The organism is Amycolatopsis albispora (genome assembly GCF_003312875.1).
In the GTDB taxonomy this organism is placed as follows: Bacteria; Actinomycetota; Actinomycetes; order Mycobacteriales; family Pseudonocardiaceae; genus Amycolatopsis; species Amycolatopsis albispora.
The window spans coordinates 1,617,129-1,630,602 of record NZ_CP015163.1; the positions used below are offsets into that span (position 1 = coordinate 1,617,129).

The following is a 13,474-nucleotide window of genomic DNA, read 5'->3' on the forward strand; positions in this document are numbered from 1 at the left end:
ACAACCATTACCAGGACGCGCTATCGTCACCCCTCGTGGACCTCACCATCCAGCACCTGCGCTGCTTTCTCGCTGTCGCCGAGGAGCGGCACTTCGGCCACGCCGCCGCGCGGTTGCAGGTCAGCTCCTCCGCGCTGAGCGAGCAGATCTCGTCGCTGGAGCGGCGGCTGCACCGGCCGCTGTTCCGCCGGTCCTCCCGCAGCGTCGAACTCACCGAGCACGGTCACGACCTGGTGCCGCTGGCCAGGCAGGCGCTCGAAGCCATGGACGAGGTGGTGACCTGGGCCAAGGGCGAGGTGGCCGAGCCGCGCCTCCGCGTCGGCCTGATGGTGTCCAGCCCGAGGTTCCGGGCCATCATGGCCACCGCGGCGCGTCGGCTGCCGCACGTGCGGTGGCAGATCCGGCAACTGGGCTTCCTCCGCTGCTCAGACGCCCTGGCCGGGGGCGAGGTGGACTGCGCGTTCGTCGCCGAGATCGGGCGGAATCCGGCGCCCGCGTTCGAAGCGGTGCCGCTGTGGGAGGAAGGCTGTGTGCTGGTGACGCCGTCGGGGCACCCGCTCGCCGGGCGGAGTTCGGTCCGGCTGGCCGACCTGGCCGGGGAGACCTTCATTTCGGTGGAGGACAACGAGGTTTCCGAGCGCTGGTACTCGGCGCTGTCGGCGGAGGGCTCCGGGCCGCGGCTGCTGCCGGTGGCCAGGAACTTCGAGGAAGTGCTGGAACTGTGCGGGGCCGGGCAGGGCGTCAACATCGCCGGGGAGTCCGCGCCGGAAACCTACGCGCGGCCAGGGGTCTCGTTTGTGCCGATCGCGGACTCACCGCCCGCGACCACCTATCTGTACCTGCGCCGGGAACGCAGGTCCGCCGCGCTGGACGAGTTCGCCCGGATCGCCACCGGGGAGGACTGAGCGATCATCCGGATCAGCCGAACGGCCGTCCGGAGAATCGCGCTGGTGTGTGTCCACGGTGGACCCGAGGATGGACGGCATGCCGTCCCACCCCGAAGCGGTCCAGCGTGCTCCCAGCCTGGTCTTCGCCCGGCGCGACACCGGCGACCTGGTGCTCGACCTCTACCGCCCACCCGGTGCGGACGGCCCGGTGCCCGTGGTGCTCTGGCTGCACGGCGGTGGCTGGTTCACCGGCGACCGGAAGCTGGCGCCCGACCTGGCGCCGCGTGTGCTGGCGACCGGCTGCGCGATGGCGAGCATCGAGTACCGGCTGTCCGGGCAGGCGTTGTTCCCCGCCCAGTGGCACGACGTGCGGGCGGCGATCCGGTTCCTGCGGGTGAATTCCGCGCGCTACGGCCTGGATCCGGACGCGATCGGCCTGTGGGGCGCGTCGGCGGGCGGGCACCTGGCCGCACTCACCGGGCTCACCGGCCGGCTCGACACCGTGCCGGGGGAGCGGGAGACCGGTGCCGTGCCGGTGCGCGCGGTCGCCGCGGCCTATCCGCCGGTGGACCTCGCCGAGGTGGTCGCCGACGCGGAGGCCGCGGGCAGGCCGGGGGAGTCGTCGCCGGAGGCACGGTTGCTCGGCGGACATCCAGTGGACCGGCCCGACGCGGCCCGTCAAGCGAGCCCGCTGACCTGGATCACCGCTGACGCACCGCCGTTCCAGCTTTCCCACGGCACCGGCGACGTGCTGGTTTCGCACCGGCAGAGCGAACGGCTGCACGCGGCGCTCGTGGCGGGTGGTGTGCCGAGCGAGCTGTACCTGCTCGACAGCTACCCGCACGCCTTCCTCACCGCTACGGAGCCATTCAGCACCGCGTCCGCGGTCCGCCGGACGGCGCTCGACGGCGACAAGCCGGTCGAGTTCGGCTTCCCGGACATCGACAACTTCTTCCGCAAGCACCTCAGGAATCCGTCCACCACAGGAGAAAACCGGTGATCCCAGCCGATCTCGAGGCGATGCACACCCTCGCGCCGGTGCTCAACTCACTGCCCGGCGAGCCCGTTCCGTACTACCTCGCCAGCGGCGAGGGCCTGCGTTTCGAACAAGGCGGTCTACTGTGGACGGTGATTGCCCGGACCCGGGACACCGGCGGCCTGTTCGACGCGGCGTTCGTGCTCGGCCCGCGTGGCGCGGAGGTGCCGTTCCACAGTTTCCCGGCGCACCAGCGTTCCTACTACGTGTTCGAGGGCAGCGCGCAGTTCTGGTTGCCGGGGGAGAGCCGCGTGCTCGTGCCGGGTGATTCGGTGCACGTGCCGCCGGGCACACCGGTGGCCTACCGGATGCTCAGCCACCTCACCCGGGTGCTGTGTTATTCCGCACCCGGTGGCGCGCTGGACGAGTTGGCCGGTAAGGGAAACGCGGTCGAACACCACATCTACTCGGCGGGCGAGATCGGCGGGCCGGTGCTGCCGGACGGCGCGGTCCCCCACGACCTGCCGAAGGCCGCCGCGAGCGAGCAATGGGACGACACCCTGCCGTCCGGCGCCGACGCCTACTTCCTGCGCTCGCGCACCGGGGATCGCCGGGGCTGGCCGGACGCGGTGAACTCGTTCCTGGTGCGTGGCCGGAACACCGGTGGCCGGTACTTCGCGGTGAACACCCTGGCCGCGCCGCAGCCCTACATCATCCGGCACTTCCACCAGCGGCACACCGAGAACTTCGTCTGCCTGTCCGGGCGGATCTGGCTGTGGGTCAACGGCGAGGAGATCCTGCTGACCGCCGGGGACTTCCTGCACGCCCCGGCCGGGACCGTGCACAGCTTCGCGGTCACCGCGCACAACACGCAGCTGCTCGGGCTGCTCACCTCCGACATCTTCGAGCCGTTCTTCGACGTCACCGGCGCGCCCACCGGCGACCACGTGCACACCGAAGGCCTGATCGACCCGTCGGTGGTGATGGGCGGCATGGCGGCCAATCCGGACCTGGACGTCGTGGTGGTCGGCGGACCGCCGGAGCGGGTGCGGGCCGCCGGGCTCTGACGGCGCTCAGGTGAGCCGGTCGAGCAGGCCTTCGACGACGACGGTGATGCCGAGCCTGGCCCGGTCGAGCCCGGCGATCGGGGTGTGCGCGACTTCGGCGACGGCCGGTGCTTCCGCACTGCGCACCATGCGGCGGCTGAACTCATTGCCACGGTCGGCACCGAGCGCCGCGCCGTAGACCTGCTCCCAGACCACCCGGCTGGCACCCGCGACCTCGCCGGTGGGCACGCCCGCGGCCTGGAACGCGGCGAAAACGCGGTCCAGCACGGGCAGGATCAGCGGGCTGGCGAGCCCGTCGACGGCCAGCGCGGGCACGGCCCACGGATCGGCTCGCAGGGCGTCGTGAATGGCCAGCGCGAGCGCGACCAGTTCGGTTTTCGGGTCGGTGGCCGGTGGGGGCACGTCGATGTCGGCGGCGACGGCGTCGAGCATGGCGACCACCAGGCCGTCGCGGTCACCGATCTCGCGGCGCAGTGCGGTGGTGGTGCTGCCCAGCGCGTCGGCGACGGCGGGAATGGTCGCCGCGTCCAGGCCGCGCTGGCGGGCGAGGGCACGACCGGCGGCCACGATCTCCGCCCGGTCGGGCGTGACGAGGTGCTTCGGGGCGGGGGCGGCGGGTTCCTGGCCGGGCTCGCCGAGCCGGACGGCGAGCGCGTCGAGCATGAGGGTGAGCTTGGCGTCGAGCCAGGCGCGGCCGTGATCGGCGGTGAGTTCCGCGAGCCGGGACGCGCTTTCGTCGAGGGTGCGCTGGCCGCGTGGGGTGCCGAGGGCCTGCCAGGCGGCGCGGATGGTGATTTCGGTGCTGGTGGCCAGGTCGGTGATGACGTCGAGCGCGGTGGTGGCGTCGTGCGCGGTCAGGCCCTCGGCCTGGAGCCGCGCCAGGTAGGCGGTGGCCAGTTCGGTGAGGGCCGACGGCTGCCTCGGCGCGCGCTGGAGCGCTTCGGCGGTGCCGGGGTGCTGGCGGAGGAACTGCCACAGCGTGTCGGCGCACGCGGTGAGCAGTTCGCGCCAGCCCAGCTCCGCCGGGGGCCAGTCGACCTCGCGCAGCGCCAGGTCGAGCGCGGCGAGCACGAGGTCGTCGCGGTCGTGGACGTAGTGGTAGAGCGTGGAGTGGCCGACCCCGAGGCGGCGCGCCACGGACGGCATGCTCAGCGTGGCCACGCCTTCCTCGATGGCGGCGCGGGCCACGTCGTCCCTGGTCAGCGATGGTGGCCTGCCGGTCTTGCGGCCGATCCTCGGGGTCACGCCGACAACGCTACCGGCGCTACCGGCCGACGGTCAGGCGCCAGCCCTTCGCCCGGTTGCGCTCGGCCCAGAACGCCGCGTACCGGCCGCCGGCGGCGAGCAGTTCCGGGTGCGTGCCGCGTTCGGCGACGGCACCGTCGTGCAGCACGATGATCTGGTCGGCGGCGACCACGGTCGGCAGCCGGTGGGCGATCACCAGCAGCGTCGATCGGTTCATCAGGGTGCGCAGCGCGTCCCGCACGTACCGTTCGTTCTCCGCGTCGAGCGCCGCGGTGGCCTCGTCGAGCAGCACGATGGGCGCGTTCTTCAGGATCGCGCGGGCGATCGACACACGCTGGCGTTCACCACCGGACAGCGAGGTGCCGCCTTCGCCGACCCGGCTGGCCCAGCCCCGCGGCAGCCGGGCGACGATCTCGTCCACCCCGGCGAGCCGCCCGGCTTCGCGGACCTCGGCTTCGGTGGCGTCGGCGCGGCCGACGCGGATGTTCGCTTCGAGGGTGTCGTCGAACAGGTAGACGTCCTGGAACACCATCGCCACCTGGGCCATCAGGTCCTCGGTGCGCTGGTCGCGCACGTCGGCGCCGCCGACGCGCACGGTGCCGCCGGTGACGTCCCAGAACCGCGCGATCAGCCGGGTCACCGTGGTCTTGCCGGAGCCGGAGGCGCCGACCAGCGCGGTCATCGTGCGGGGTGGCACGGTGAACGAAACGTCGCGCAGCACGGGTTTCCCGGTGGTGTATTCGAAGGACACGCCGTCCAGTTCGATCTCGCCGGGCCGGGGGAGCGGCGCGGGGACTTCGGGCTCGCTGAGCGGTTTCTCGGCCAGCACGGCGGTGATGCGGCGGACGTCGTTGTGCGCCATGCGGACCGCGCCCGACAACGCGGACACCTCGGCGAGCGGCCCGGTGAACCTCGCGGCCAGCGCCAGCACGGCGATCAGCGACACCGGATCGACCGAGCCGCCGAGCGCCAGCACCACGCCGGTGACGATGAGCGCGGTGAACGCCAGCTGCGTGCCGAACCCACCGGCGAGAATGCCCGGCACGGACAGCCACATGGCACGCCGTCCGACCGTGTGCTGCTCGGTGATGGCGTCGTCGAGCGGTTTGTGCCCCTCGGCACCGCGGCCGAACGCACGCAGGGTCCGCTGCTGCCGGGCGAATTCGACCACCCGGTTCGCCGCGGTGACCGCCGCCGCGTCCGACAGTTCCTCGCCCTTGCCGACCAGCTTGCCCGCCCAGGTGAACAGCACGTGCAGGACGGGCGCGCAGACCAGCATCGCGACCGCGAGCCGCCAGTCGAAGGCGAAGGTGACCAGCGCGATCGTCGCGGGGGTGACCACCCCGGCGAGCAGCGGGGTGAGCAGGTGGGCGAACAGCCCGCCGACCATCACCGTGCCGCTGCTGACCACCCGCGACAGCCTGCCGATCTTCTCGCCGGTGAACCAGCCGACCGGCAGCGCGCCCACGTGGTCGCCGATCCGCTCGTGCATGGTGGTGATCACCCCGAGCGCGACCTCGAAGGCCTTCATCGCCTGGACGTAGGGCGCACCGCAGGCCGCGGCGACGACCACCGCCAGCACGCCGAGCCAGCCCAGTGCCGCGGACAGCTCACCGGAGAGCAGCTGCCGCAGCACCGGCACCAGCAACGCGGCGGCGACGCCCTGCAGCACGCCGAAGGTGAGCACCCAGGCCAGATAGCCACGCAGCTTGGCGCGGTGGCCGTCGCCGAGAATGGCCGCGAGATCGGACAGCAGCGGGCGGATGTTCATTCGTTCGAGTCCTCTTCCTGGGCGGCCCACAGGGCGGCGTAGCGCCCGTGACCGGCGAGCAGTTCGGTGTGCGTGCCTCGCTCGGCGACCACCCCGCAGTCGAGCACGACGATCTGGTCGGCCGACGCGATCGTCCGCAGCCGGTGGGCGATCACCAGCAGCGTCCGGCCCGCGGCGAGTTCGGACAGCGCGTCCTGCACGGCGGCCTCGGATTCGGGGTCGGCGAAGGCGGTCGCCTCGTCCAGCACGAGCACCGGGGTGTCGGCCAGCAGCGCGCGGGCGATCGCGATCCGCTGTGCCTCTCCGCCGGAGAACTGGGCGTCCACGGTGTCGTAGCCGCCGGGCAGCTCGGTGATGCGCTGGTGGATCTGGGCGGCGGTGGCCGCGGCGACCACCTCGTCGTGCCCGGCGTCGGGGCGGCCGAGGCGGATGTTGTCGGCGACCGTGCCGTGCACGAGCGCGACGTCCTGCAGCACGAACCCGATCCACCGGTACAACTCGTCGGGCGCGATGTCGCGGACGTCGACCCCGCCGATGCGCACCGCACCGCCGGTCACGTCGTGGAACCGCGGCAGCAGAGTGGCCAAAGTGGACTTCCCGGAACCGGACGGGCCGACCAGCGCGGTCACCGTGCCCGGCCGCAGTTCCAGGCTCACCCCGCGCAGCACGTCGGTGCTGCCGTCGTAGCTGAACCGGACGTCGTCGAGCGTGACGCGGTGATCGGCGGGCTTCCGGCTGGGCGAGGCGACGGGCAGCACGGGGGTGTCGAGCAGTCCACGCAGCCGCAGTGCCGCGGCGGCCGCGACCCGCCGGTCCTCGCCGCCGAAGCTGAGCGCCGTGACCGTGGTCGGGATGACGAGCGCGACCAGCACGCCCGCCAGTGCTTCGGCAGGCGTGATCCAGCCCTGGTTGACAAACCAGACCACGCCGAGTGCGCTGACCAGTCCGACGACCGGCGCGGAGATCAGCATCGAGCTGATCGCCTCCAGGCGCAGCATCGGCCGCACCCAGTCGGCGAAGAACCGGCCGTACGCCTCGGCCGCGCGCTGGTAGCTCTCGTGCGCCCGCCGGGCCCGGCCGAACGCCTTGACCACGCCGATGCCGCTGACGAACTCGACCACCGCCGAGCTGATCCGCCCGTGCGCGGTGTTCATTTCGGCCATCTTCTCGTGGTAACCACGCATCATCCACGCGTAGGCCGCGGCGAAGAACGGCAGCGTGCCGACCGCGAGCAGCGCGAGCCGCCAGTCCAGCCAGCACAGGTAACCCAGCCCGCCCAGCGGCAGCACCACGGCGGTGGTCATGTCCACCGAGTGGTGTGCGACCAGGTGGTGCAGGTCGGCGATGTCGTTCTGGGCCACCTTGCGGACGGCGCCGGAGGAGTTCTCGCTGAACCAGCCCAGCGGCACCCCGGACAACCGCCGCACGATGCGCCGCCGCAGCACCGCCTGCAGATCGACGTCGGCGAAGTGGGTGATCGCCAGCGCGAGCCCGATCAGCAGGCCGCGGATCCCGATCCCGGCCACCACGAACCAGGCCACCGTGACCACCGCGTCCCGGTCGACCGGACCGGGTGCGAGCAGCAGCTCGGCCAGTTCGGCGAGCGCGGCGAACGGCACCAGCGCGGCGAGCGCGCCGACCGCGGCCAGTGCCATGGCCAGCCGGATCCGCCAGCTCACCGGGCGCCGCAGCTCGGCCAGCGCCTCGGCTGCCCGCCTGGCCTCCCGTGCTGGTGGAGTGCTTGTTCGTGCGCTGTTCGCCGCTTCGGTTCCGCGTTCCGCGACCGCCGTCATGCCGTGCCCCTTCCGACGTTGGCGCCGACTTTACGACAGGCTGTCGGATTTAGGTAAGGCTGACCTGAATATTCGTCAAGGCGCATAGGTTGTCCGGCGTGTTGAAAATGATAATCATTATGTACTAGGCTTCGCTCATGTTCCCGCGGTTGGTCGTGCTCACCGGTCCTGACGACGACGTGGTGCGAGAGGCCGAGCACGCGGTCGGATCCGGCAACCCGGTGGTCCGGGTGCCGTTCGGGGTGGACCTGGCGCAGGTGCTCGACCGCCTCGGTGAAGAGCGCCCGGACGCCGAGGTCGGGTACGTGGTGGTGGCGCTTGATCCCGCGCGGCTGGAAGAACGGCTGTGGGACCGGCGCGAGATCGATGAGGTGCTGGTCGGGGAGCACCTCATCGACGCGCTCGCGTGTGCCGATACGTGCGTGCTGCCGCGAGCGGGCGATGGACGCGGGGAGCACCTGCTGTCCCAGCTGGCGCCACGCGCGCGGGTGCACCGGCTCGGTTCGTCGTTTGAGCCCGGGGGATACGACGTGGACGAGGTGATCGCCCGGTGCGCACCGGGCGCGGTCACGGTTCCGGTGGTGACCGAGTCGGGTCCTTTCCGGACGGTGCTGGCCCGAGCCCGGCTGCCGTTGCACCCGGCGCGGCTGGCGGCCGCGATGCCGGAACTGGCGGCGGGCAGCGTCTGGTCACGGGGCAGGCTCTGGATCGCCTCGGTGCCGCGGCGCCGGGTGGTCTGGTGTGGCGTGGGACCGCACGTGGCCTTCGAGGACGGCGGTGTCTGGGCGGCCGACCGGGCCGACGGGGAAGCCGTGCCCGCCGCGGTGGCCCTCGACTGGGACCACCGCTTCGCCGATCGGGGCACGGTGCTCGCGTTCACCGGTGACGAAGTGGACGAGCAGCAGATCACCGCGCTGCTGCGGGACTGCGAGCTGACCTGGGCCGAGTTCGACAGCGGCCCGCCGGGCTGGTCGGCCTACCACGACCCGATGGGACTGCCGGAACTGCTTCCGGCGCACAGGTGATCAACCAGAGAGAGGAAACGCAGATGAAGGTGCGGAAGTCGTTGCGCTCGCTGAAGAACAAGCCGGGCTCGCAGGTGGTGCGCCGGCACGGCAAGACGTTCGTGATCAACAAGAAGAACCCGAAGTTCAAGGCACGTCAGGGCTGACCGGTGACGGGCGGCTTCACCCTGGTGGTGTGCGATCTCGGCGGCTGCCTCCGCGCACCGGGCGGGCACGACGTGCTGGGTGCGCTGGGCGCGTTCGTGCGATCGACCTGCCACGGGGTCCTGGTGCGCGCGGGCTGCCTCTTCCAGGCACTGGCTGACGAGGACGCGCCGTGCTGCCGGGGGCGTGGCGGAGCGGGCGCGTTTGTCCTGGTGCAACGCTGTGATGCCGCGCGGAGGCCGCTCGGTCCCGCCGTTGTCGCCGGTCCGCTGCACGAAGCCGCGGACACGGCGGCGCTGTGCGACTGGCTCGCCACCGGCCTCGGCGCCGGGGAACCACTGCCATCGCACCTGCGCCCGGTCACCGTCTCGGGAACCTCGTGAAACCAAGGAGTCCGCTATGACCGCCACCTGGGAAGATGAACTGGCCACAGTGGAGCGTGACGCCGCGGTGAGCGAGCCGATGGTGCGCCAGGCCGTTCGCTGGCTGTCCGACCGGCATCCACTGGGCTCCCGCGTGCTGGACGTGGGTTCCGGGCCGGGCTGCGGCACGGTGTTGCTGGCCGAAGGTTTCCCGGCGAGCGAGGTGATCGCGGTTGATCCCACCCCGGGATTTGTCGAGCGCGCCGCGGCGCGCTTCGCCGAACACGGCCTCGGCCATCGAGTACGAGCCGAGTTCGGCGCGATCGGCGATTCCTCGCTGGCCGCGCTGGCTCCGGCCGACCTGGTCTGGTGCGCGCACGTTGTGCACCACCTGCCCGACCCGGTTGCCGCCCTGCGTGAACTGTCCACTTTGCTCACTCCTGGCTCGGGGGTACTGGCCATCGCGGAAGGCGGCTTGCCAGCCCGGTTCCTGCCCGGTGGTTACGGCGTCGGCAATCCCAGCTTCGTGAACCGGCTGGAAGCGACGTTGAGCGACCACTTCGTCGAATCGTGGTCGCTGACCGGCGCCGCCGTCGGCGGTGGCCGGGACTGGCCGCTGCTGCTCGCCGACGCCGGTCTGCGGCACCAGGCGAGCAAGACCTTCCTGCTCGACCTCCCAGCCCCGGCCGGTGACGACGTCCGGCGGCATGTGATTGACCGATTCACCCGTATCCAGCGGTTGATCGGCGACCAATTGTCCACTGAGGACGCCGCCGCGCTGGCCCGGCTGCTCGACCCCGCCGACCCGGTCGCGCTGACCCACCGTCAGGACCTCTTCGTGCTCCAGGCGACCACCTGGCACCTGGCTACCGGAGCCTAGGCGGCCGCCCGCCGCCAGGCCGCGCGGCGCAGCAGGCGCAGGCCGTTGAGCCCGACGATGACGGTGGAGCCTTCGTGCCCGGCTACACCGAGCGGCAGCGGCAGCGTGCCGACGAGATCCCAGGTCGCCAGCACGGCGATGAAACCGCCCGCGATGGCGAGATTGGCGACCACCAGGCGGCGGGCGCGGCGGGCCAGCGCGACGACAGCGGGAATGGTGGCGAGTTCGTCGCGTGTGATCACCGCGTCGGCCGTGTCCAGGGTGAGATCGGCACCACCGCGGCCCATCGCGATCCCGGTGTGCGCGGCGGCCAGCGCCGGTGCGTCGTTCACGCCGTCACCGACGAGCAGCACCTTGCCGCCCGCGGCTTCCAGCTCACGCACGGCGGCCACCTTGTCCTGGGGGAGCAGGCCCGCGCGGACGTCGGTGATGCCCACCTCGGCGGCGAGCCGGGCGGCGGCCCGCGGGTTGTCACCGGTGAGCAGCACCGGCCGCGCGCCGGTCAGCGCGGTGAGCCGGGCGACGGCGCCGGCCGCGCCGGGCCGGACCCGGTCGGACAGGCCGAGCACGCCGATCGGCCGCCCGTCGGCCTTGACCACCACCGCGGTGTGCCCGGCCTGTTCCAGCTCCGCCACCACACCGGCCGCCTGCTCGTCGTCCAGCAGCCGGGCGGGGCTGCCCACTTCGACAAAACGGCCGTCCACCAAGGCATTCACACCGTGTCCCGGCGTGGACGTGAACGCCTCGGCGGGTCGCGGCGGCAGCCCGGCTTCGCGGGCGGCGGCCACGACGGCACGCGCGAGCGGGTGCTCGGACGGGTGTTCCGCGGCGGCGGCCAGCGCGAGCACTTCGTCCTCCGCGGTGCCGGGCAGCGCGCGCAGCTCGGTCAGCCGAGGGGCGCCGTCGGTCAGCGTTCCGGTCTTGTCGAAGGCCACGTGGGTGACGGTGCCGAGGCGTTCCAGCACCACGGCGGACTTGACCAGCACCCCGTGCCGCCCGGCGTTGGCGATCGCGGACAGCAGCGGTGGCATGGTGGCCAGCACCACCGCGCACGGCGACGCGACGATCATGAACGTCATGGCGCGCAACAGGGTCGGCTCCAGCGCGGCGCCGAACAGCAGCGGGACCACGAACAGCGCCAGCGTCGCGGCGACCATGCCGACCGAGTAGCGCTGCTCGATCTTCTCGATGAACAACTGGGTGCGGGCCTTGGTGGAGCTGGCTTCGGCCACCATCGCGACGATCCGCGCGATCACCGTTTCGCCCGCCGGGCGGGTGATCCGCACGCGCAGCACACCGGTGCCGTTGAGCGTCCCGGCGAACACCTCGTCACCGGCCGCCTTGTCCACCGGGAGGGGTTCACCGGTGATGGTGGCCTGGTCGACTTCGCTGGCGCCATCGACGACTTCGCCGTCACCGCCGATTCGCTCGCCGGGGCGCACCATGATCACGTCGCCGACTTCGAGCGTAGCGGTGTGGACGGTCTCCTCGCCGGTGGCGGTGAGCCGGGTGGCCTGGTCGGGGGCGAGGTCGAGCAGGTTCCGGACGGAGTCCTCGGTGCGCTTGGTCGCGATCGCCTCCAGCGCGCCCGAGGTGGCGAAGATGACGATGAGCAGGCCGCCATCGAAAACCTGGCCGATCGCCGCGGCACCGATCGCGGCGAGCACCATCAGCAGGTCGACGTCGAGCTTCCGCTCCCGCAACGCCTGAAGCCCCGCCCAGCCGGGTTCCCAGCCGCCGGTGGCGTAGCAGGCCAAGTACAGCGCCCACCACAACCAGGCCGGGCCGCCGGTGAGCTGGGCGGTCAGGCCCAATGCGAACAACGCGGTCGCGGCGGCGGCCCACCGCACTTCCGGCAGCGACCACACCCCGCTCCGGCGCGGGGCGGTCGGCTCGGGCGGCGCGGCGGGCGTGGTGCTCAGCTCTGCGGTCACCCTGGCATCATATCTGCGCAGTCATGCAGATACGCAAGTAGTTGCGCACGCAAGTAGGGTGGGCGTATGCACACATCGCTGCCGGACTTCGACATGCCCGACGAGGAGCAGGTGCACCTGGCGGCCGAATCGTTCCGCCTGCTGGCCGACCCCACCCGGATCAAGGTGCTGTGGGCGCTGCTGCAGGGCGAGTCGTCGGTCGCCTGCCTGGCCGAGCTCGCCGGGGTCGCGCCGACCGCGGTGAGCCAGCACCTGGCCAAGCTCCGCCTCGCCGGGCTGGTCAAGGGCCGCCGCGAAGGCACGTTCGTGTACTACTCGGCCGCCGACGACCACGTGCAGAGCCTGCTCAGGCAGGCACTGTTCCATGTGGACCACGTCGAGCAGTCGAGCTCGGCGGGCTGACGCGGCTTGTCCACAGTGGACTGAGGGTTACCGCGGCGCGTCGAGGGTGGCCGCCAGCGCCGCGCGGACCTCCCGGAGCGCGGCGAGCCCGGCGGCGATGGCGGGCTGTTCCCGCGAACCCGCCCGGATCGCGGCGACGACGCGGCGGATCGGCACGGGTGGCGCGCCGACGCGGACACGGCGGGTGTCGTGCCTGGCGGGTAGCTCCGCCAACCGGGGGACGAGGGCAACGCCGAAACCGCGGGCGACCAGTGCGGCGCCGGTGTCCCATTCGTCGGCGTAGTGCGCCACGTCGGGCGAGAAGCCCGCGCTGGTGCAGGCCAGCGTGACCAGCTGGTGGTAGGCGCGTCCCGGATTGCTGCCGATCCAGGGATCGGCGGCGAGTTCGCTCAACGCGACGTCCGTGCGGCCGGCCACCGGATGATCGGGACCGACGAGCATGTCCAGCGGTTCGTCGTAGAGCACGTGCTGGTCGAACGCCTCGTCCGACGCCGGTGGGATGTCGGGGGTCGCGACGACCACCACGATGTCGGTGTCGTCGGCGGCGAGCAGGTCGAAGGCGCGGGCCGGTTCGGTCTCGCGCAGGTGCAGGCGCAGCGCGGGATGCTCGTCGCGCAGCCGGTCCATCGCCTGCGGCACCACGGCCGCGGCGGCGGTGGAGAACCCGCAGAAGCGCAGCGTGCCACCGATCCCGCCGGTGCGGTGCGCGGCGAGGTCGGCGCGGGCGCGTTCCCACTGGGCGGTGAGCACCTCGCCGTGCGCGAGCAGCGTGCGCGCGGCCGCGGTGAGGCGCACCCCGCGACCGGCGGGTTCGAGCAGGGCGACGCCGAGTTCCTTGGCCAGCGCCTGGATCTGGTGCGACACCGCGGACGGGGTCAGGCGGCACATCTCGGCGGCCGCGGTCACGGTCCGATGGCGGTCGATCGCCCGCAGCACCCGGAGACGCCGATCAATCATGTACCAAACGTACAAGATCCCTAGTTCGATT

Annotated in this window: 13 protein-coding genes; 8 read left to right on the top strand and 5 right to left on the bottom strand. The window is 72.2% G+C overall.

What is annotated here, in order from left to right:
* The first annotated feature begins 35 nt into the window (after positions 1–35).
* The 3 genes from A4R43_RS07845 (at position 36) to A4R43_RS07855 (ending at position 2,930) form a co-directional block, all read left to right on the top strand.
* Entirely contained in the window at positions 36–905 is an 870-nt protein-coding gene (locus A4R43_RS07845; RefSeq protein WP_113691708.1) for a LysR family transcriptional regulator, read from the top strand.
* A gap of 79 nt (positions 906–984) precedes the next feature.
* Positions 985–1,887 (top strand): alpha/beta hydrolase, encoded by a 903-nt coding sequence (locus A4R43_RS07850; protein ID WP_113697418.1) that lies wholly within the window; start codon positions 985–987, stop codon positions 1,885–1,887.
* Positions 1,884–2,930 carry a quercetin 2,3-dioxygenase gene (locus A4R43_RS07855; protein ID WP_205215266.1) on the top strand — a complete coding sequence of 349 codons (1,047 nt, stop codon included), beginning with the start codon at positions 1,884–1,886 and terminating at the stop codon, positions 2,928–2,930. Before A4R43_RS07850 ends, A4R43_RS07855 begins: the two co-directional genes overlap by 4 nt.
* 6 nt (positions 2,931–2,936) lie before the next feature.
* On the opposite strand, the gene A4R43_RS07860 is transcribed toward A4R43_RS07855, so the two are convergent.
* Genes A4R43_RS07860 through A4R43_RS07870 form a run of 3 tightly spaced genes read right to left on the bottom strand, consistent with a single transcriptional unit; the run spans position 2,937 to position 7,739 of the window.
* A complete protein-coding gene (locus A4R43_RS07860; RefSeq protein ID WP_113691709.1) occupies positions 2,937–4,175 on the bottom strand; it encodes a TetR/AcrR family transcriptional regulator in 1,239 nt (412 codons plus the stop codon).
* A gap of 19 nt (positions 4,176–4,194) precedes the next feature.
* A complete protein-coding gene (locus A4R43_RS07865; protein WP_236808833.1) occupies positions 4,195–5,946 on the bottom strand; it encodes an ABC transporter ATP-binding protein in 1,752 nt (583 codons plus the stop codon).
* Complete coding sequence (locus A4R43_RS07870; protein ID WP_113691710.1) at positions 5,943–7,739, bottom strand: ABC transporter ATP-binding protein; 1,797 nt, start codon at positions 7,737–7,739, stop codon at positions 5,943–5,945. The genes A4R43_RS07865 and A4R43_RS07870 overlap by 4 nt, the downstream gene beginning before the upstream one ends.
* 137 nt (positions 7,740–7,876) lie before the next feature.
* On the opposite strand from A4R43_RS07870, the gene A4R43_RS07875 reads away from it, so the two are divergent.
* From A4R43_RS07875 to A4R43_RS07890, 4 genes are read left to right on the top strand one after another with little or no spacing between them, the layout of a single operon-like run.
* Positions 7,877–8,764 carry a GTP-binding protein gene (locus A4R43_RS07875; protein ID WP_113691711.1) on the top strand — a complete coding sequence of 296 codons (888 nt, stop codon included), beginning with the start codon at positions 7,877–7,879 and terminating at the stop codon, positions 8,762–8,764.
* A 23-nt stretch (positions 8,765–8,787) separates the two neighbouring features.
* Positions 8,788–8,910 (top strand): type B 50S ribosomal protein L36, encoded by a 123-nt coding sequence (ykgO, locus tag A4R43_RS07880; protein WP_037360975.1) that lies wholly within the window; start codon positions 8,788–8,790, stop codon positions 8,908–8,910.
* Between the two features lie 3 nt (positions 8,911–8,913).
* Positions 8,914–9,291 (top strand): hypothetical protein, encoded by a 378-nt coding sequence (locus A4R43_RS07885; RefSeq protein WP_113691712.1) that lies wholly within the window; start codon positions 8,914–8,916, stop codon positions 9,289–9,291.
* A 16-nt stretch (positions 9,292–9,307) separates the two neighbouring features.
* Positions 9,308–10,150: a class I SAM-dependent methyltransferase gene (locus A4R43_RS07890; RefSeq protein ID WP_113691713.1), complete on the top strand. Its 843-nt coding sequence runs from the start codon at positions 9,308–9,310 to the stop codon at positions 10,148–10,150.
* Here A4R43_RS07890 and A4R43_RS07895 read toward each other — a convergent pair.
* Positions 10,147–12,084, bottom strand: coding sequence for a heavy metal translocating P-type ATPase (locus A4R43_RS07895; RefSeq protein ID WP_113691714.1), 1,938 nt, complete (start codon positions 12,082–12,084; stop codon positions 10,147–10,149). The two genes, A4R43_RS07890 and A4R43_RS07895, sit on opposite strands and share 4 nt — an antisense overlap.
* Positions 12,085–12,150: 66 nt before the next feature.
* On the opposite strand from A4R43_RS07895, the gene A4R43_RS07900 reads away from it, so the two are divergent.
* Entirely contained in the window at positions 12,151–12,486 is a 336-nt protein-coding gene (locus tag A4R43_RS07900; protein ID WP_113691715.1) for an ArsR/SmtB family transcription factor, read from the top strand.
* A 27-nt stretch (positions 12,487–12,513) separates the two neighbouring features.
* Here A4R43_RS07900 and A4R43_RS07905 read toward each other — a convergent pair whose 3' ends face one another.
* Positions 12,514–13,443 carry a LysR family transcriptional regulator gene (locus A4R43_RS07905; RefSeq protein WP_113691716.1) on the bottom strand — a complete coding sequence of 310 codons (930 nt, stop codon included), beginning with the start codon at positions 13,441–13,443 and terminating at the stop codon, positions 12,514–12,516.
* Positions 13,444–13,474 lie beyond the last annotated feature (31 nt).